Origin of the sequence: Kitasatospora sp. NPDC049285 (assembly GCF_040678815.1) — a bacterium.
Lineage (GTDB): Bacteria > Actinomycetota > Actinomycetes > Streptomycetales > Streptomycetaceae > Kitasatospora.
Genome location: NZ_JBFAQR010000044.1, coordinates 21,543 through 39,284, shown reverse-complemented (window position 1 = coordinate 39,284; position 17,742 = coordinate 21,543). Strand labels below are relative to the sequence as shown.

Sequence of the window (17,742 nt, the reverse complement as noted above, 5' to 3'; positions counted from 1 at the left end):
TGGGCCGACGGCATGGCCGGCTCAGACGGCTCAGACGGCTCAGACGGCTCAGACTGCTCAGACGAGCGAAGGGTCGGCCTGGTAGATCTCGTTGATCAGTGAGAGGTCGAACAGTTGGGCCGACGTGATGTCCACCCCCGCGATCTTGAGCGTGGCGATGCTCTTCGCCACCAGGTCGTCGGTGACCGTGAAGATGCCGTTCTTCCTGGTGTCGGCGGTGACGATGAGGTCGTTCTCCGACTTGGACTCCAGTACCTGCTCGGCCTCGTCGAGGCCCAGGTCCTTGCCGTACGTTTCGGCCGCCAGCTTCGCTCCGGCGGCCGGGTCGCCGAGGTTGTCCTTCCAACCGCGGATCTCGGCCCGCAGCAGTGCCTTGATGGCCTCGCGCTTGGTCTTGATCGCCTCGTCGGTGGCGACGTAGACCGAGCTGACCATCGGGTAGTCGTGGTCGGCCAGCGCGAAGGTCACCACGCTGAGGCCCTTGGCCCGAAGGGCGTTGGGCTCGTTGGTGATGTAGGAGAACCAGCCGTCGACCTGCCCCTGGGTCAGCGGCGTGGGGTCGAACTGCACCGGCACCTTGGTGATCTTCGAGGCGTCCAGCTTCGCGGCCTTGAGGAAGGCGTTCCAGATCGACTCGTTGATGGCCTGGACACCGATCTTCTTGCCGTACATGTCCTGCGGCGACGCGATCGGGTTCGAGGCCATCGAGAGGATGGCGTACGGGTTCGCCTGGTACTGCGCCGCGACGATCTTGAGCTTGGCGCCCTTGAGGATCGCCGCGCCGGTGATGTCCGGCGAGCTCAGGCCGAGCAGCGCCTTGCCGCCGCTGACGTCGGCCTCGGCGGACGGCGCGCTGGGCCCGCCGGGGATCAGCGTGACCTTGCTGAACCCTTCAGCCGCGTAGTAGCCCTTGCTGTCGGCGAGGTAACTGCCAGCGAACTCCACGTTCTTGACCCAGCCGAGGCGCAACGCGGCAGTACCGAGCGAGGCTTTGCCCGAGGCCGGCCCGCCGGAGGCGGCGGCGCTCGACGACGACCCGCTGCTGCCGCAGGCGGCGAGCAGCGGGCCGCCGGCCACCAGCAGGCCGCCCAGTCCCACGGCCCGGGCCAGGAACGCCCGCCGGCCCGGACCGGACTCGCCCGGGAGGTTTCTGTCCAGAGCTCGCTCAGCACTGTTCCGCTGCACGGCAACCCTCCTTGCTCACTCGCGGGTCCGGCCTGCTCAGCAGGCGCGTCTCCACGCGTAGACGTCGATCGTGCGAGGAAGCTAGGCGGTCGGCATTGCACGGGTGTTTCCCGGCCGTGTCGGGGCAGCAACCACCGGGACCGGTCGCCGGGAGAAGCGAAGGGCACACCGCGCGGGTGCTCTCGCCGGTGCCGCCGGGTCTGTTGGCGCCTGGAGGGGTGTCCACGCCGACAAGCTGCCCGGGAGGCCCTGTTGTTGCGGATGATCGGACGGGGCTGGTGCTCGTCGACCCGTCAGGCCGTTGGACAGCTTCTCGACGGTCGTGCGGAGGACGGCCTCTTGATGGCGCTTGATCTTGCGGGCGAGGTTGCTGCAGGCCGGAGGGCCGCCTCGACGAAGCAGGTGGAGTCGCTACGCGAGGCAGAGCGCGTTCTTGCCGAACTGGCGGATGCGGAAGCCGTGTTGGAGCGGCGAGCCATCGCGGCGGCGGAGCCGTCGGAGGGTGGACCACCCGGCCGGCGAACCAGTCCGACGGCGACGCCTCGCCGCGACCGCCCATCCCCCCGCCAACACCTGCGACTTCTCGGCCCGGTGTCGGCTCAGGCCGAACAGACCACGGGGGCCTGCTCCACCGCCGGTAGGTCAGGCCCTCGCTTCATCCTGTGTCCGAGCGGTCCTCAGCCGTGCTGCGGGTCCGAAAGCTCACCGAGGCCCACAGCGGCACGCTGACCGTCGTCGCCCCGCCCAGGGCACCGTGTTCACCGCCCGACTCCCCTTGGCTCGCCGCGGATCGAACCGTTCCGGTTCTGATGGAGACTCTGGATCTCCTGGCCCCGGGTCCGGCGGAGCCGCTAGTCCTTCGGTGGCGCCGTGCTCTCCCGTACGGTGAGGGTCGTCGCGATCTCCAGCCCGGTCTGGGGTGCCGGCTCGCCGCGGCCGAGGGTCAGTGCCAGTTCGGTCGCCGCGACGGCCATCTCGATCAGCGGCTGGTGGACGGTGGTCAATGGCGGGTCCACCCAGGAGACCACCGGCAGGTCGTCGAAACCGACCACACTCAGGTCCTCGGGGATGCGCAGGCCGGCTTCGCGCGCGGCCCGGTAGACCCCGAGTGCCAGGAGATCGTTCGCGGTGAAGATCGCGGTGGGGCGGTCGGACCGGGAAAGCAGGTCGCACGCCGCGGCGTAGCCGTCCTCCCGGGTCAGATTGGCGTGGACCACGAGGTCCGGATCGGCCGGCAGGCCGGCAGCCTGCAGCGCCGAGCGGTAGCCGTCCAACCGGGCAACGCAGCACAGCACGTCCTGCGGTCCGCTGATCATCGCGATGCGGCGATGGCCCAGCTCGGTCAGGTGGCGGGTCGCGGCCCGGCCGCCGGACCAGTTGGTGGCGCCCACAAAGGGGACGCCGTCGGGCAGTTCACGGGTCGGATCGAAGACGACGAACGGAATGCCCTTCGCCTGGAGCTGCTCGCGCTCGGCCTCGGAGAGCTGCGCCACCGACAGCACGCAGTTCGGGCGGCGGGCCACGGTGTCGTCCCAGGCTGGAACGGGTGAGTCGTGCAGGCCGAGGCGCGAGAGCATCAGCCCCACCCGGTGCTTACTGGCCACCCGCTCCACGCCCCGGATGATCTCCACCGCCCACATGCTCTCCAGCTCGCGGAACACCAGCTCCACCACGTTGTTGCGGTTGGCCCCCGAAAGCTTGCGGTAGCCGTACCGGCCGATCAGCTCCTCGACGCGGGCACGGGTGCCCGGTGACACTCCCGACTTGCCGTTGAGCACCTTCGAGACGGTCGGAACCGATACACCCGCCGACTCGGCGATGTACGCGATCGTCACCGGCCTGGAGGAGTCACCCCCGGGGCGTTCGCCACCATCCGCCGGTCCTTCCGCTGCGACGTCAGCCAAAGCCGCCTTCCGATCCTTCGCGTCCTCGCCGCCCCCGTGGCCGGCCGAGCGACCCGACAGCCCGGCCCCGGCGGGTGCGACACCTTCGCGGTGGCCGCACGGCCGGACCAGGCGCGGGCCCGCAGCGTACCAGTCCTCTCCGCCCGCAGGCGCCGAAACTTTCCTGCCCGGCGGCGCGGAATAGGGCGGCAGCCAGTCGACCCTCGCACGTGGGACCGGAGCAGAAGGCGAAGCGTTTCGCCGCTGCCACGCGGCGGTCCGGGCTGTCAACAGAAACAGAAAGCGTTTTTTGCTTTGGTTTCTCCCCTTGCCTGGCGAGAGAGCGGTCGATACGTTCACCGCCAATCGTCCTAACGGTTTGACGCCTCACAGGGGAAGGGCCGCCTCCGTATGAGCAGTCAGCTGAATTGCAGAACGCTCGGTACTCGGCAGTGCGGCCGCGTCGGACGCGGGAGCCGCCGCGACGGCGCGGCCTGCTCGGCCTGAGCCGACCCGCGCCCACCCCTGAACCACTCCGCCCCACCTCCCGGGGCCGCCCCACCGTGTGATGAGGGCTCCACCCCCACCCCGCCTGCCGTGCCTGAGCGCACGGTTGGAAACCCCCGTTCCGCAGACGGGAGCACCCCATCCCCACCCGAACACGACCCCGATGGAGGGTTTCGTGAAACAGTTACTCCGCGCCGGGCGCGATCGCCTGCTCGCCCTGGCCGCCGCCACGACGCTCACCGCCGCCACTCTGTCGGTCGGCGCGTTCACCACCGCCGCCCCGGCCGCCGCCGCCACCTCCGCGACGGTGACGGTCGACAGCACCCACTGGTTGGCGAACTACTCGTCCACCACCCCCGGCCTGAACACCCAGGTCTACGACGCCAACATGAACCGCTCGGACATCCCCGGCCTCCTCAACAACGCCGGTATCGGGATGATGCGCTACCCGGGCGGCAGCTACGCCGACGTCTACCACTGGCAGACCAACACCGCCGACGGCCACTTCGTCGCCCCGAACACCGACTTCGACACGTTCATGGGCACCCTACGGGCCGCGAACACGCAGCCGATCATCACTGCGGACTACGGGTCGGGCACGCCGCAGGAGGCGGCGGACTGGGTGCGGTACGCCAACGTCACCAAGGGCTACGGCGTCAAGTACTGGGAGATCGGCAACGAGATCCCCGGCAACGGCGAGTACGGCGCGCAGTGGGAGACGGACAAGCACTCCAGCCACAGCGCCACCACCTACGCCACCAACCTCCTGCAGTTCGTCTCGGCGATGAAGGCGGTCGACCCCGGCATCAAGATCGGGGCGGTGCTCACCACCCCCGGGAGCTGGCCGGACGGCATCGTCGGCCCCGGTGACACCCAGGACTGGAACCACACGGTCCTGTCCATCGCCGGTCCGAAGATCGATTTCGTGATCGTGCACGACTACCCGACCAGCACCAGCGAAGCCGACCTGCTCGCCAAGCCGCAGACCAACGCGCCGACCATGGCCAGCACGGTGCGGTCGCTGATCAACCAGTACGCCGGCAGCAACGCGTCGAACGTGAGCATCGCCATCACCGAGACGAACGCCGACAAGTACAAGGACACCGCCCCGAACGGGCTGTTCGCCCCGGACCAGATACTGACCTGGGCGGAGCACGGTGCCTTCACCGTCGACGTCTGGGCCATGCACAACGGCAGCGACTGCTCCCACGTGACCACGGTGGACGGTGCCACCGACTACGACGAAGGGGGTGTGGTGGCCAGCGGCTCATCCTGCGAGCCGCCGCTGGACACCCCGTTCGCGCCCTACTACGGCATCTCGATGATCAGCAAGCTGGCCCAGTCCGGCGACTCGCTGGTCCAGGCCACCAGTTCCACCTCGCTGATCTCCGCGCACGCGGTGCGCCGCGGCAACGGCGACGTGAACGTCATGCTGATCAACAAGGACCCGAACAACAGCACCACGGTGTCTCTCTCCTACACCGGGTTCACGCCGTCCTCGGCCGCCCCGACCGTGTACAGCTACCTGAAGAACAGCACCTCGATCACCTCGTCCACCACTGGCAGCGGCACCACCCAGACGGTCCCCGCGTACTCGGTGGTCGTGGTGCAGATGCATCCGAGCGGCGGCGGTACCGGCGGGTCGTCCGGCGCGCTACACGCCGTGGGCGCGGGCAAGTGCCTGGACATCAACAACGGCAGCACCACCGCCGGGACGCAGGCCCAAATCTGGGACTGCAACGGCGGCACGGCGCAGACCTTGACGCGCACCTCCGCCAAGGAGTTCCGCCTCTACGCCAACACGTCCACCCCGATGTGCCTGGACGACTACGGCAAGGGCACGGCCAACGGCACCGCCGCCGTGATCTGGCAGTGCAACGGCGGCACCAACCAGCAGTGGACCGTCAACTCCAACGGCACGATCACCAATGTGCTGACCGGGCTGTGCCTGGACGTCAACGGGTACGGCACCGCGAACGGCACCAAGGTGCAGCTCTGGGCCTGCGGCTCGAACCAGAGCAACCAGCAGTGGACGTTCGGCTGACACGAGTCCGCCGAACCGCGCAGGGCGGCCCGGCACCTCGCCGGGCCGCGCCTCCCGTCCAAAAGCCGACCGGAGCAGGGCCGGTGCGACGACCCACACCAGGCCGCTCCTGTCCTCGCGTGAGCGGGATCACGAGCAGGCCGTGGCAGTTGCCCGTGCAGTTAAGGCAGTCGCCAGTCCACGGGCTGCGCGCCCTGCCGCACCAGCAGGTCGTTGGCGCGGCTGAACGGGCGGGAGCCGAAGAAGCCGCGGTCCGCGGACATCGGGCTGGGGTGCGCCGACTCCACCGCCGGGACCTGGCCGAGCAGCGGCCGCAGGTTGCGGGCGTCGCGGCCCCACAGGATCGCCACCAGCGGGCCGCCGCGCGCCACCAGGGCGCGGATCGCCTGCTCGGTGACCTCCTCCCAGCCCTTGCCGCGGTGCGCGGCGGGCGAGCCGGGAGCGGTGGTCAGCGCCCGGTTCAGCAGCAGCACGCCCTGTGCCGTCCACGGAGTGAGATCGCCGTTGGACGGCGGCGGGAAGCCCAGGTCGCGGCCGTACTCCTGGTAGATGTTCACCAGGCTGCCAGGGATCGGCCGCACCTGCGGGGCCACCGAGAAGCTCAGGCCCACCGCGTGCCCCGGCGTCGGGTACGGGTCCTGCCCGACGATCAGCACTCGGACGTCGGCGAACGGCTGCTGGAACGCCCGCAGCACCTGCGGCCCCGGCGGCAGGTACGTGCGCCCCGCCGCCAGTTCGCCCCGCAGGAACTCGCCCATCGAGGCGACCCGCCCCGCCACCGGGGCCAACGCCTGGGCCCAGCCGGGTTCAACGATCTCGTGCAACGGTCGCGCAGCCATGCCCGAAGCCTATCGGCCGCACCGACACGCCGAGTTCAGAGCACCCGGCCGTTCAGCACCACGTGCGTCGGCGCGGCCAGCACCCGGACGTCGGCGCGCGGGTCGGCGTCGTAGAGGACCAGGTCGGCGGGGGCGCCCTCGGTCAGGCCGGGGCGGCCGAGCCACGCACGGGCGGACCAGGTGGCGGCGGAGAGCGCCTCGGCGGGCGTGAGGCCGGCCCGGGTGAGCTCCAGCACCTCCTCGGCGACCAGGCCGTGGGCCAGCGAGCCGCCCGCGTCGGTGCCGACGTAGATCGGGATGCCGGCGTCGTGCGCGGCGGCGACGGTGTCGTAGCGGCGCGCGTGCAGGCGGCGCATGTGCGCGGCCCAGTGCGGGAACTTGTCCTCGCCGCCGTCCGCCAGGCCGGGGAAGGTGGCGATGTTGACCAGGGTGGGGACGATCGCCACGCCGCGGGCGACGAACTCGGGGATGAGCTCCTCGGTGAGGCCGGTGGCGTGCTCGACGCAGTCGATGCCGGCGGCGAGCAGGTCGGGCAGCGACTCGGTGGCGAAGCAGTGCGCGGTGACCCGGGCGCCCTCGGCGTGCGCGGCGGCGATCGCCTCGCGCAGCGAGTCCGCGGGCCAGCAGGCGGTGAGGTCGCCGACGCCGCGGTCGATCCAGTCGCCGACCAGCTTCACCCAGCCGTCGCCGCGCCGGGCCTCCGCGGTGACGTACGCGGCGAGGTCGCCGGGCTCGATCTCGTGGGCGTAGTTGCGGATGTAGCGGCGGGTGCGGGCGATGTGCCGGCCGGCCCGGATGATCTTCGGCAGGTCGTCGCGGTCGTCGATCCAGCGGGTGTCGGCGGCGGAGCCGGCGTCCCGGATCAGCAGGGTGCCGGCGTCCCGGTCGGTGAGCGCCTGCTTCTCGCTGGTGGCGCGGTCGACGGCGCCGTGCGCGTCCAGGCCGACGTGGCAGTGGGCGTCCACCAGGCCGGGCAGCGCCCAGCCGGTGAGCGTGCCGGACGGCTCGGCGGCGGGGCGGCGGAAGGTCACCCGCCCGTCCACCACCCAGAGTTCGTCGCGGACGTCCTCGGGCCCGACCAGCACCCGGCCCTTGATGTGCAGCACCCCACCGTCTGTCATGCCCCGCACTTTACCCAGCGCCGCAGCCGGTGCGGCGGGTGAGCTGGGGCAGACTGTTCGACGGCGACCCGCCTCCCGTCGAGGCGACCCTCCCGTCCCGAAAGGCCTGCGCATGCTGCTCGACCTCCCACCGCTCACCGCCGCCGAGTTCGCCGCGATCGAGGACAGGGTGGCGGCGCTGCTGCACACCGGGGCGGACGTGATCGTCACCCAGGGCGAGGCGCTGCTGCCGCTGGAGGCCGCGATCAAGGGCGCCGCGCACCCGGGTTCGACCGCGCTGAACGTCGTCACCGGCCCGTACGGACAGACCTTCGGCGGCTGGCTGCGGGACGCCGGGGCGAAGGTGGTCGACCTGGCGGTGCCGTACGACGAGGCGGTCGGCGCCGAGCAGGTCGCCGAGGCGCTCGCCGCGCACCCGGAGATCGACTTCGTCTCGCTGGTGCACGCGGAGGCCGCCACCGGCAACACCAACCCGGTCGCCGAGATCGCCGCGGTGGTGCGCGAGCACGGCGCGCTGCTGATGGTGGACGCGGTGGCCTCGGTGGCCGCCGAGCCGCTGCTCACCGACGCCTGGGGCATCGACCTGTGCGTGATCGGCGGGCAGAAGGCGATGGGCGGCCCGGCCGGGGTCTCCGCGGTGTCGGTGAGCGAGCGGGCCTGGCGGCGGATCGCCGCCAACCCGGCCGCGCCGCGCCGCTCCTATCTCTCGCTGCTGGACTGGAAGGAGCGCTGGACCGACGCCGGGCGAACCCAACTCCCTCACGCCCCCGCCCAGTTGGAGATGCTGGCGCTGGACGCCTGCCTGACCGCGATCGCCGCCGAGACGCTCGACGCGGTGATCGCCCGGCACCGTGCCGCGGCCGCCGCCACCCGCGCGGGCGCCGCCGCACTGCCCGGCCTCGCCCCGTACGTGCACCGCGCCGAGCACGCCGCCCCGGTCGCCACCACCCTGCGCACCAGCGGCGGCCTGAACGCCGCCGAGCTGGCCGCCGAACTCCGCCGCCACGCCCCGCAGCTGCCCGTCCAGGCCGGCGGCGGCCCGCTGGCCGCCACGATGCTCCGGCTCAACCACTACGGCCCGGCCGCCACCGCCGAGACCGTGCTGACCGCCCTCGAACTCCTCGCCGAGGCCCTCGGCGCCCCCGCGGCCCCCGCGGTGGCGGCGGCCACCGCCGCCTGGGAGCAGGCGGGCTGACCGGACCGCATCCAGGGTTCGACGGCCGGTTCCACGCCGTTCACCTGGCGGGCAACCGCCGTACGCGGACGACGATTTGGCTGAGCCTCCCGCGAAGTTGTCTATACAACTCTGGAGGCTCCGCCATGACCGTGCCCACTCCCTACTGGCTGCGCGACAACTGCCCGTGCACCGACTGCCGCGACCCGCGCAGCGGGCAGAAGCGCTTCCAGATCGGCGACCTGCCGGACGGCCTGCAGGCCACCGAGGCGGTGCAGGAGGAGCAGGGGCTGCGGGTCGTCTGGTCCGACGGCCACCGCTCGTTCTACCCGACCGGGTGGGCCGAGGCGGACCCGGACGGCGACGGGCGCACCGAGCACGCCAAGCGGCTGTGGCAGGCCGCGGACTTCTCCCGCGGCCTGCCCGAGGCGGACTGGCCGGTGTACCTGGCCGAGCCCGAGGAGAAGATCGCGGTGCTGGCCGCGGTGCGCCGCTCCGGCTTCGCGGTCCTGCGCGGCGTGCCGGTCGAGGAGGGCCAGGTGCTGGCCGTGGCGCGGACGTTCGGCTTCGTGCGGGAGACCAACTACGGCGAGCTGTTCGACGTCCGGGTCGAGCCCGACCCGGCCAACCTGGCGTTCACCAGCGTCGCGATCGCCCCGCACACCGACAACCCGTACCGCGACCCGGTGCCCACCCTGCAGCTGCTGCACTGCCTCGACAACGACGCCGTCGGCGGCGACTCCGGACTGGTCGACGGCTTCCGCGCCGCCGCCCTGCTGCGCGCGGAGGACCCGGCGGCGTTCGCGCTGCTCGCCCGTACGCCCGTCCCGTTCCGTTACCGCGACCGCGACGCCGACCTGTCCGCCGAGATGCCGATGATCGGCCTCGACCCGCGCGGTGCGATCCGCGAGGTCCGCTTCAACAACCGGTCCATCGACACCCTGCGCGGGCTCTCCGGCGAGGAACTCGACGCCTTCTACGCCGCGTACCGCGGCTTCGCCGCGATCACCCTGCGGCCCGAACTCCAGCTGGAGTTCCGCCTCGGCCCCGGCGACTGCCTGATCTTCGACAACACCCGCCTGCTGCACGCCCGCACCGCCTTCGAGCAGGAGGGCCGCCGCCACCTCCAGGGCTGCTACGCCGACCTCGACTCGCTCGCCTCCACCCTCGCGGTGCTGCGCCGCAACACCGCGGCCCTCGACGAGCTGGAGGCGCTGTTCGAGGGCGAGGGCGCCGGCGAGTACCTCGGCGAGGCCGTCACCATGGCCGAGCACATGCTCCAGGCCGGCGCGCTGGCCCGTGCCGCCGGCGCCCCGCCCGCGCTGGTCGCCGCGGCCCTGCTCCACGACATCGGCCACTTCCACGGCAGCGGGCTGGAGTTGATGGCCGGCACCGACAACCGCCACGGCGAGACCGCCGCCACCTGGCTCTCCCGCTACTTCCCCACCGCCGTCACCGAGCCCGTCCGCCTGCACGTCGAGGCCAAGCGCTACCTCTGCACCGCCGAACCCGACTACTTCGCCAAGCTCTCCCCCGCCTCCGTGCACACCCTCGCCCTCCAGGGCGGCCCGATGTCCGAGCAGGAGGCCGCCGCCTTCGCCGCCCGCCCCCACAGCGCCGAGGCGGTCGCCGTCCGCCGGCTGGACGACGCCGCCAAGGACCCCGCCGCCGTCACCCCCGCCTTCGCCGAATTCCGTTCGCTGCTGCTGGAGTTGATGAGCTAGTCGGACCGGATCCGCAGTTCGAACCAGACCGTGCGACCACCCGTCCGACGCTCGGCCCCCCACCGGTCGGCGAGCCTGCTGACCAGCAGCAGGCCCCGGCCGGCCCCCTCCTCCTCGAACGGGTCGACCGTCTCCAGGGCGGGGAGTTCGCCGTGGTCGTCGGCGACCTCGACGAGCAGGCGGTCGGTCCACATCATCCGCAGGCCGACCGGGCCCTGCGCCACCTCCACGGCATCGGTGGCGAAAGGCACAGTGATGTCCACCGAAGTCCTCCGCGGACTGACGGCCTGTCAGCGCCCGGTCGTCGTGGCACTGGCCGTGCTGCCCGTCGTCATGGTCACCGCGGCGTGCCTGCCCGCCGTCCTGCTGCTCCCCGCCCTCCCCGACGGTGTCCGCCGCCTGTCCACCCTGCTCACCGTGCTGCGCCGCTGGACCGAGGCCGTGCTGACGCACGGTTAGGGCAGCGCCACCGTCAGGTCGATCTCGACCAGTTGTCCGGTGTAGCCGAGGGCTGCGACGCCGAGCAGGGTGCTGGCGGTGCGGAAGGCGGGGGCGAGGGGGGAGGCGTTGAGCCGGTCCCAGGCGGCGGCGAGGACGGCGCTGCGGTCGTCGACCACGTAGATCACCGAGCGGACCACCCGCTCCGGACCGGCCGCGACCGCGGCCAGCGCGGTCATCGCGTTGGCCACCACCTGGTCGATCTGGGCGTCCAGGTCTCCGCTCCCGACCAGCGTCCCGGAGCGGTCCAGCGGGCACTGGCCGGCCAGGTGGGCCGTCCGCCCGGCCTGCACCACCGTGATGTGCGCGTACCCCGCCGTCGGGTGCAGGTCGGCCGGGTCGATGCGTGCGATGTCGGTACCTGCGATGTCGGTGCGTCCGATGTCGGTCATCCCGCGATCGTCACCGCCGGCGGCCGGACCGGCATCCGGATTTCAGTCGTTGTCCCGGGCGTGCCGCGAAAGCGCGGAGGAGGCCAGCGAGTTGTGGATGGAGAAGGCCACGGTGCCGGGCAGGTAGCGGTCCTGGGACCACTCGACCGGGGTGCCGGTGGGGTCGGTGGTGCGGCGCTTCTCGCGCAGCAGCGGGCTGCCGCGGCGGCAGCCGAGCAGGCGGGCGTCGTCGGCGTTGGCGGCGACCACGTCGATGGTGTGGTCGGCGTCGGTGAAGAGGATGCCGTGTTCGCGCAGCGGCTCGGTGTGCGAGACCACGTCCGGCGGGAGCTGGGCGACGACCTCGCCGACCCGGGGCGGGTAGACGGTGCGCTCGACCATCACCGGCGTGCCGGAGAGGGTGCGCAGACGGAGCGTCACGTACACCTCGGTGCCCGGCTCCAGGCGCAGTTGCTCGCGCTCGGCGGCGTCGGCGGGCCGGCGGATCAGCGACTCCAGGCGGCCGCCGGGCTCCTCGCCCATGGAGCGGGCCCAGTGGGTGAAGGAGAGCAGTTCGGAGAAGCTCTGCACCCGGGCGCTGCCGAGGACCACCCGGCGGGTGCCGCGACGGGAGGTGACCAACCCGTCGGCGCGCAGCATGGCGAGCGCCTGCCGGACGGTGCCGCGGGAGACGCCGTACTGCTCGGCGAGGGCGCCCTCCGCCGGGAGTCGACCGGAGTCCCCGAACGAGCCGGAGGTGATCGCTTCGCGCAGGTCGGCCGCCACCTTGCGGTAGAGCGAGCCGGCGGCGCGGTCCTGGTCGAGTGCCACGTGCGTCGATTTCCCTTTGCTGGAGCGGAGTTGGAGCAGCGGGTGAAGCGTGTGCAGAACGAGTGCGCAGCGCGATCGCGCGTACACCACTGACTGTAGCCGCTGCGAATCGGACGATCGGACCGGGGCGCGACCGTTCCCGCAGCCGCCCCCTGTACTGAGTCGTCCGTTCACCTTCCCGTCACCGGAATCGGGCGTACTTACCTCTGGCGACGAAAGTTGGCTGGCCAACTTGGCCACGTGAACTCCTCGCCCCCGCAGCGATACACCACTCGTGAACTCTTCTGCTCCACTTCTTCCAGGAGACCCTCTCGTGACCGTGCACCGCCCCCGCGCCGCCGCCATCGCGGCCGTGCTGACCGCCGCCGCGCTCTCCCTCTCCGCCTGCGGCTCCGCCGGCTCGACCAAGTCCGGTGACGCCGCCAAGGGCGGTGCCAAGGACGCCAAGACCGCCACCTCCGCCGCCGACTTCGGTGGGATGGACAAGCTGGTCGAGGCCGCCAAGAAGGAGGGGAAGCTGCACGTCATCACCCTTCCCCGCGACTGGGCCAACTACGGCAAGCTGATGGACTCGTTCAAGGCCAAGTACGGCATCGAGATCGAGGACGAGAACCCGGACGGCTCCTCGCAGGACGAGATCAACGCGATCAAGTCCCGCAAGGGCCAGGACCGCGCCCCCGACGTGGTCGACCTGGGCTCGGCGTTCGCGCTGTCCGCCGCGAAGGAGGGCATCCTCGCCCCCTACAAGGTGGTGGCCTTCGACAAGATCGCCGACACCATGAAGGACAAGGACGGCCTGCGGGTCAACGACTACGGCGGCTACGTCTCGATCGGCTGCGACGCCAAGAAGGTCCCCAACTGCCCGAAGACCTTCGCCGACCTGCTGAAGCCCGAGTACAAGGGCCAGGTCGCGCTGAACGGCAACCCGACCAAGTCGGGCTCGGCCTTCGGCGGCGTGTACGCGGCCGCGCTGGCCAACGGCGGTTCGCTGGACAACATCCAGCCCGGCATCGACTTCTTCGCCAAGCTGAAGCAGTCCGGCAACTTCAACCCGGTCGAGTCGACCCCGGCCACCATCGAGAAGGGCGAGACCCCGATCTCGATCGACTGGTCGTACCTGAACGCCGGTTACACCGACGAGCTCAAGGGCAAGGGCATCGACTGGCAGGTCTCCGTCCCGTCGGACGGCTCCTACGCCCAGTTCTACAACCAGGCCGTCAACAAGGACGCCCCGCACCCGGCGGCCGCCCGCCTGTGGCAGGAGTTCCTGTTCTCGGCCGAGGGCCAGAACGGCTTCATCGGCGGCTACGCCACCCCGGCGCTGTTCGACGCCATGAAGAAGGACGGCACCCTGGACACCGCCGCGGCCGCCAAGCTGCCGGTCGTCGAGAAGCCCTTCACCAACTTCCCGACCTCGGACCAGATCGACGCGGCCAAGAAGGTCGTGACCGAGAACTGGGCCAAGGCGATCGCGGGCTGATCACCGACATGACCACGGCTCCCACCCCGGTGCCGACCCCGGCCGCCACTGACCTCAGTGGCGGCCCGGGGGCCCCCGGCACCGCGCTCTCCCCCACGCCGCCCGCCAAGCGCCGCCTGCTGCGCGGCGGTTCCTGGCTGGCCACCGTTCCGCTGCTGGCCTTCTTCGTGATCGGCTTCGGCCTGCCGGCCGTCGCCATCATCACCGGCGCGTTCACCGTCTCCTCCGACGCCGACACCGGCGCGGGCAGCTTCACCACGGCCAACGTCACCGACTCGGTGCAGGGCGCCTACTGGACCGCGCTGCTGTCCAGCCTGAAGCTCTCCGGACTCACCGCGCTGATCGGCACCGTCGTCGGCGTCCCGATCGCCCAGGCGGTGATCACCTCCCGGTTCCGGATGCTGCGCGAGGCCGCGCTGACCGCCTCCGGCGTGCTCGCCAACTTCGGCGGCCTGCCGCTGGCCTTCGCCTTCGTCGCCACCCTCGGCAACGCCGGCGAGCTCACCAAGATGTTCCACCTGACCGACCACGGCTGGTCGCTGTACAGCTTCACCGGCCTGACCGTCGCCTACCTGTACTTCCTGGTGCCGCTGATGGTGCTCACCATCACCCCGGCCCTGGAGGGCCTGCGGGTGCAGTGGCGCGAGGCGGCCCAGAACAACCGGGCCACCACCCTGCAGTACTGGCGCCACGTCGCCCTGCCGATCCTGTTCCCGTCGCTGCTCGGCGGGTTCGTGCTGCTGTTCGGCAGCGCCTTCGCCGCGTACGCCACCGCCGCCGCGATGGTCGGTGCGACCGTCCCGCTGATCAGCCGTCAGATCGCCGACGCGCTCTCCGGCAACGTGCTGGTCGGCCAGGGCAACCTGGCGCTGGCGCTCAGCCTGGACATGATCATCGTCGCCGTCCTGGTGATGGCCGTCTACCTGCCCCTCCAGCGCCGGAGTGCCCGATGGCTCAGCTGATCTCCCGTCTGCGGGTCTGGCGCGGAGCGGTGCTGCTGCTGGCCGGCCTGTACTTCCTGATCCCGATGGCCGCGTCGGTCTGGTTCTCCATCGACGACGCCAACGGCATCTCCTTCGACGCGTACACCGGTCTGCTGAGCGCCCCCGGCTTCACCGACGCCCTGGTGCTCACCCTCGAACTGGCCGCCGCCACCGTGGTGGTGCTGCTGCTCCTGCTGGTGCCCGCGATGATCGCGGTCCGGATCGGCGCGCCGAAGCTCCGCCCGGTGCTCGAAGTGGTCTGCACCCTGCCGCTGGTGGTGCCGCCGGTCGCGCTGACCGCCGGCCTGATCGGCGTGCTGCGCTGGGGCCCCGACTACCTGATGGACACGCCGTTCTTCCAGACCTTCGTGTTCATCCAGCAGCCGGAGTTCCCGCTGGTGCTGGTGATCGCGTACGTGCTGATGGCCCTCCCGCTCGCCTACCGCGCGCTGGACGCCGGACTGCGCGCGGTCGACGTCCGCACCCTGGTCGAGGCCGCCCGCAACTGCGGCGCGAGCTGGCCGCGCGCCGTCGTCTCGGTGATCCTGCCCAACCTGCGCGGCGCGCTGCTGAACGCCTCGTTCCTCACCCTGGCCCTGGTCCTCGGCGAGTTCACGGCCGCCTCGATCCTCGGCTACCAGCCCTTCGCCGTGTGGATCTACTCGGTCGGCAACAGCAAGGGCCAGATGTCCGTCGCGGTGTCCGTGCTCAGCCTGCTGATCACCTGGGTGCTGCTGCTCCTGCTGGCCGCCGCCGGCCGCGAGCGCCGCCACAAGACCGCCACCTCCTGAGCCTGACCGGAGACCAACCCCCATGAGCACCGCCACTCTCGCCAAGACCACCGCCGGCGCCACCAGCGCCACCGTCGAGTTCCGCGGACTGCGTCGCACCTTCGGCGCCACCACCGCCCTCGACGGCCTCGACCTGACCGTCAACCCGGGCGAACTGCTCGCGCTGCTCGGCCCGTCCGGCTGCGGCAAGACGACCGCGCTGCGCATCCTGGCCGGCTTCGAGACCCACGACTCCGGCCAGGTCCTGGTCGACGGCGAGGACATCACCCGGATCCCCGCGCACAAGCGCGACGCGGGCATGGTGTTCCAGTCCTACAGCCTCTTCCCGCACCTGACCGCCGCCGACAACGTCGCCTTCGGGCTGCGCATGCGCGGCGTCGGCAAGACCGAACGGCGCCGCCGCGCGCAGGAGTTGCTGGAGCTGGTCGGCCTGCCGCAGCGCGCCGAGCACTACCCGCACCAGATGTCCGGCGGCCAGCAGCAGCGCATCGCGCTGGCCCGCGCGCTGGCCCTGCAGCCGCGCGTCCTGCTGCTCGACGAGCCGCTGTCGGCCCTCGACGCCAAGGTCCGCCTGGCGCTGCGCGAGGAGATCCGCCGCCTCCAGCAGGAGCTCGGCATCACCACCCTGTTCGTCACCCACGACCAGGAGGAGGCCCTCTCGATGGCCGACCGGGTCGCCGTCCTGCGGGCCGGCCGCCTGGAGCAGTGCGCCACCCCGTCGGAGCTGTACTCCCGCCCGGCCACCGCCTTCGTCGCCGAGTTCGTCGGCACGATGAGCCGCATCCCGTGCGTGCGCACCGGCGACGGCCAGGTCGAGGTGCTCGGCCGCCGCCACCCGGTGGACGGCGTCCTGCCCGCCGACGGCGAGCTGCACGTCCTGGTCCGCCCGGAGAACGTCGAGCTGGCCCCGTCGGCCCACGGCCCCGCACAGGTGGTCGCCGCCGCGTTCCTCGGCGCCGTCACCCGCCTCACGGTGCGCCTCGCCGACGGCACCGAGATCAAGTCCGACCTCCCCACCGAGGCCGCCGCGGCGCTCCCCATCGGGACCCGCGCCGCCCTCGCCCTCCCGGCCCGCCCGGTCCTCGTCGACCGCGTCCCGGCCGGCGCCTGACGAACGCTCGGACGGGACGTCGGGTCACCGTGCCCCGACGCCCCGTCAGGCTCCTGGCCGACGACCGGTGCTGACGACCGGTCGGTCGGCCGACCGCCCCCGAGTCCGCCGTGCCCGTGCCGCGCCCATGCGTCGCGGGCCCTCCTCCCGATCCTCGTAAGGTACCGCCATGCCTGCATCCCACCCCGCCGCCGTCCTCTTTGACATGGACGGAACCCTGGTCGACACCGAACACCTGTGGTGGCAGGCCGCGGCCGAACTGGCCGCCGAGCTCGACTTCGCCCTCACCGACGCGGACCTCCCCGAGGTCCTCGGCCGCGCCGTCGAGCACACCGCCGCCCACCTGCACCGCGCCAGCAACACCGACCGGCCCGAGGCCGAGCTGATCGCCAGCCTCAACGACTCCTTCGCCGGCAAGGTCGCCGCCGAGATCGTGCCCCGTCCCGGCGCCCTCTCGCTGCTCGCCGAACTCCGCCGCGCCGAGGTGCCCACCGCGCTGGTGTCCGCCTCCCCGCGCCGCGTCGTCGACCTGGTGCTCGGCTCGCTCGGCCCGCAGTGGTTCACCACCACCCTCGCCGCCGAGGACACCCCCCGCACCAAGCCCGAGCCGGACCCGTACCTGGCCGCCGCCGCCCGCCTGGGCCTCGACCCCGCCGACTGCGTCGCCGTCGAGGACACCCCCACCGGTGTCGCCTCCGCCCGCGCCGCCGGCTGCGCCGTGCTGGCCGTGCCCTCCACCGTGCCGATCCCCGCCGCGGTCCGGGTCACCCTGCTGGACAGCCTGGAGCACGCCGACCTGGCCCTGCTCGCCAGCCTCACCGCCGCCGACCGCCCGGAGGCCTGATGCCCTACCTGCTGCTCGCCCTCGCCATCACCAGCGAGGTCTGCGCCACCAGCATGCTCAAGCTCACCGACGGCTTCACCCGCCTCTGGCCCAGCCTCGCCGTCGCCGCCGGCTACGTCCTCTCCTTCTACCTCCTCGGCCGCGCCCTCAAGCACATCCCGGTCTCCGTCGCCTACGCCGTCTGGTCCGGCGCCGGCACCGCCGCGGTCGCCGCCATCGGAGCCACGTTCTTCCACGAGTCCCTCGGCCGCCTCCAGTGGCTCGGCATCGCCCTGGTCATCGTCGGCGTGGTCCTGCTCAACCTCCGCTCCACCCACTGACCGGGCCCGCCTGCCGGAAAGCCGTTTGACCTGCAC

The 17,742-nt window shown here is 72.0% G+C and carries 17 protein-coding genes; 10 read left to right on the top strand and 7 right to left on the bottom strand.

The genetic code is table 11. The features are described from left to right. Nucleotides 1-57: 57 nt before the first annotated feature. Both AB0K51_RS24570 and AB0K51_RS24565 read right to left on the bottom strand, forming a co-directional pair. The gene (locus AB0K51_RS24570) at nucleotides 58-1,185 is read right to left on the bottom strand and encodes an ABC transporter substrate-binding protein (RefSeq protein WP_363459034.1); all 1,128 of its coding nucleotides are present in this window, start codon (nucleotides 1,183-1,185) and stop codon (nucleotides 58-60) included. A gap of 851 nt (nucleotides 1,186-2,036) precedes the next feature. After that, nucleotides 2,037-3,020 (bottom strand): LacI family DNA-binding transcriptional regulator, encoded by a 984-nt coding sequence (locus AB0K51_RS24565; RefSeq protein ID WP_363459084.1) that lies wholly within the window; start codon nucleotides 3,018-3,020, stop codon nucleotides 2,037-2,039. Between the two features lie 730 nt (nucleotides 3,021-3,750). Between AB0K51_RS24565 and AB0K51_RS24560 the strand changes: the two genes are divergently transcribed. After that, a complete protein-coding gene (locus tag AB0K51_RS24560; protein ID WP_363459032.1) occupies nucleotides 3,751-5,619 on the top strand; it encodes an RICIN domain-containing protein in 1,869 nt (622 codons plus the stop codon). A 161-nt stretch (nucleotides 5,620-5,780) separates the two neighbouring features. On the opposite strand, the gene AB0K51_RS24555 is transcribed toward AB0K51_RS24560, so the two are convergent. Beyond that, nucleotides 5,781-6,458, bottom strand: coding sequence for a uracil-DNA glycosylase (locus AB0K51_RS24555; RefSeq protein WP_363459031.1), 678 nt, complete (start codon nucleotides 6,456-6,458; stop codon nucleotides 5,781-5,783). A gap of 35 nt (nucleotides 6,459-6,493) precedes the next feature. Then, on the bottom strand, nucleotides 6,494-7,579 hold the full coding sequence (locus AB0K51_RS24550; RefSeq protein ID WP_363459029.1) for an amidohydrolase family protein: 1,086 nt from the start codon (nucleotides 7,577-7,579) through the stop codon (nucleotides 6,494-6,496). 112 nt (nucleotides 7,580-7,691) lie between these two features. On the opposite strand from AB0K51_RS24550, the gene AB0K51_RS24545 reads away from it, so the two are divergent. Further along, nucleotides 7,692-8,774 (top strand): aminotransferase class V-fold PLP-dependent enzyme, encoded by a 1,083-nt coding sequence (locus AB0K51_RS24545; protein ID WP_363459027.1) that lies wholly within the window; start codon nucleotides 7,692-7,694, stop codon nucleotides 8,772-8,774. A gap of 125 nt (nucleotides 8,775-8,899) precedes the next feature. Then, on the top strand, nucleotides 8,900-10,477 hold the full coding sequence (locus AB0K51_RS24540; RefSeq protein ID WP_363459025.1) for a TauD/TfdA family dioxygenase: 1,578 nt from the start codon (nucleotides 8,900-8,902) through the stop codon (nucleotides 10,475-10,477). Here AB0K51_RS24540 and AB0K51_RS24535 read toward each other — a convergent pair. After that, nucleotides 10,474-10,740 carry an ATP-binding protein gene (locus tag AB0K51_RS24535; RefSeq protein WP_363459023.1) on the bottom strand — a complete coding sequence of 89 codons (267 nt, stop codon included), beginning with the start codon at nucleotides 10,738-10,740 and terminating at the stop codon, nucleotides 10,474-10,476. The two genes, AB0K51_RS24540 and AB0K51_RS24535, sit on opposite strands and share 4 nt — an antisense overlap. On the opposite strand from AB0K51_RS24535, the gene AB0K51_RS24530 reads away from it, so the two are divergent. Then, nucleotides 10,733-10,936 (top strand): hypothetical protein, encoded by a 204-nt coding sequence (locus tag AB0K51_RS24530; protein ID WP_363459021.1) that lies wholly within the window; start codon nucleotides 10,733-10,735, stop codon nucleotides 10,934-10,936. The genes AB0K51_RS24535 and AB0K51_RS24530 overlap by 8 nt on opposite strands. Here AB0K51_RS24530 and AB0K51_RS24525 read toward each other — a convergent pair. Further along, nucleotides 10,933-11,367, bottom strand: coding sequence for a RidA family protein (locus AB0K51_RS24525; protein ID WP_363459019.1), 435 nt, complete (start codon nucleotides 11,365-11,367; stop codon nucleotides 10,933-10,935). The genes AB0K51_RS24530 and AB0K51_RS24525 overlap by 4 nt on opposite strands. A 42-nt stretch (nucleotides 11,368-11,409) precedes the next feature. Then, nucleotides 11,410-12,177, bottom strand: coding sequence for a GntR family transcriptional regulator (locus AB0K51_RS24520; RefSeq protein ID WP_363459018.1), 768 nt, complete (start codon nucleotides 12,175-12,177; stop codon nucleotides 11,410-11,412). Between the two features lie 313 nt (nucleotides 12,178-12,490). Here AB0K51_RS24520 and AB0K51_RS24515 point away from each other — a divergent pair, with 313 nt between their 5' ends. From AB0K51_RS24515 to AB0K51_RS24490, 6 genes are all read left to right on the top strand, one after another. Further along, on the top strand, nucleotides 12,491-13,657 hold the full coding sequence (locus AB0K51_RS24515) for an extracellular solute-binding protein (RefSeq protein ID WP_363459016.1): 1,167 nt from the start codon (nucleotides 12,491-12,493) through the stop codon (nucleotides 13,655-13,657). 8 nt (nucleotides 13,658-13,665) lie between these two features. Then, complete coding sequence (locus AB0K51_RS24510) at nucleotides 13,666-14,619, top strand: ABC transporter permease (RefSeq protein ID WP_363459015.1); 954 nt, start codon at nucleotides 13,666-13,668, stop codon at nucleotides 14,617-14,619. Beyond that, nucleotides 14,607-15,431, top strand: coding sequence for an ABC transporter permease subunit (locus AB0K51_RS24505; RefSeq protein WP_363459013.1), 825 nt, complete (start codon nucleotides 14,607-14,609; stop codon nucleotides 15,429-15,431). Before AB0K51_RS24510 ends, AB0K51_RS24505 begins: the two co-directional genes overlap by 13 nt. A 22-nt stretch (nucleotides 15,432-15,453) precedes the next feature. Beyond that, complete coding sequence (locus tag AB0K51_RS24500) at nucleotides 15,454-16,542, top strand: ABC transporter ATP-binding protein (protein WP_363459011.1); 1,089 nt, start codon at nucleotides 15,454-15,456, stop codon at nucleotides 16,540-16,542. Nucleotides 16,543-16,711: 169 nt separating this feature from the next. After that, the gene (locus AB0K51_RS24495) at nucleotides 16,712-17,386 is read left to right on the top strand and encodes an HAD family phosphatase (RefSeq protein ID WP_363459009.1); all 675 of its coding nucleotides are present in this window, start codon (nucleotides 16,712-16,714) and stop codon (nucleotides 17,384-17,386) included. Beyond that, nucleotides 17,386-17,706, top strand: coding sequence for a multidrug efflux SMR transporter (locus AB0K51_RS24490; protein ID WP_363459007.1), 321 nt, complete (start codon nucleotides 17,386-17,388; stop codon nucleotides 17,704-17,706). Before AB0K51_RS24495 ends, AB0K51_RS24490 begins: the two co-directional genes overlap by 1 nt. The last annotated feature ends 36 nt before the right edge of the window (nucleotides 17,707-17,742 follow it).

What these genes read in the sequence shown, in the direction of transcription:
- AB0K51_RS24500 (WP_363459011.1), top strand. Translation starts at nt 15,454, where the DNA reads ATGAGCACCGCCACTCTCGCCAAGACCACCGCCGGCGCCACCAGCGCC.
- AB0K51_RS24525 (WP_363459019.1), bottom strand. Translation starts at nt 11,367, where the DNA reads ATGACCGACATCGGACGCACCGACATCGCAGGTACCGACATCGCACGC.
- AB0K51_RS24530 (WP_363459021.1), top strand. Translation starts at nt 10,733, where the DNA reads ATGTCCACCGAAGTCCTCCGCGGACTGACGGCCTGTCAGCGCCCGGTC.
- AB0K51_RS24545 (WP_363459027.1), top strand. Translation starts at nt 7,692, where the DNA reads ATGCTGCTCGACCTCCCACCGCTCACCGCCGCCGAGTTCGCCGCGATC.
- AB0K51_RS24490 (WP_363459007.1), top strand. Translation starts at nt 17,386, where the DNA reads ATGCCCTACCTGCTGCTCGCCCTCGCCATCACCAGCGAGGTCTGCGCC.
- AB0K51_RS24540 (WP_363459025.1), top strand. Translation starts at nt 8,900, where the DNA reads ATGACCGTGCCCACTCCCTACTGGCTGCGCGACAACTGCCCGTGCACC.
- AB0K51_RS24555 (WP_363459031.1), bottom strand. Translation starts at nt 6,458, where the DNA reads ATGGCTGCGCGACCGTTGCACGAGATCGTTGAACCCGGCTGGGCCCAG.
- AB0K51_RS24550 (WP_363459029.1), bottom strand. Translation starts at nt 7,579, where the DNA reads ATGACAGACGGTGGGGTGCTGCACATCAAGGGCCGGGTGCTGGTCGGG.
- AB0K51_RS24495 (WP_363459009.1), top strand. Translation starts at nt 16,712, where the DNA reads ATGCCTGCATCCCACCCCGCCGCCGTCCTCTTTGACATGGACGGAACC.
- AB0K51_RS24505 (WP_363459013.1), top strand. Translation starts at nt 14,607, where the DNA reads ATGGCTCAGCTGATCTCCCGTCTGCGGGTCTGGCGCGGAGCGGTGCTG.
- AB0K51_RS24510 (WP_363459015.1), top strand. Translation starts at nt 13,666, where the DNA reads ATGACCACGGCTCCCACCCCGGTGCCGACCCCGGCCGCCACTGACCTC.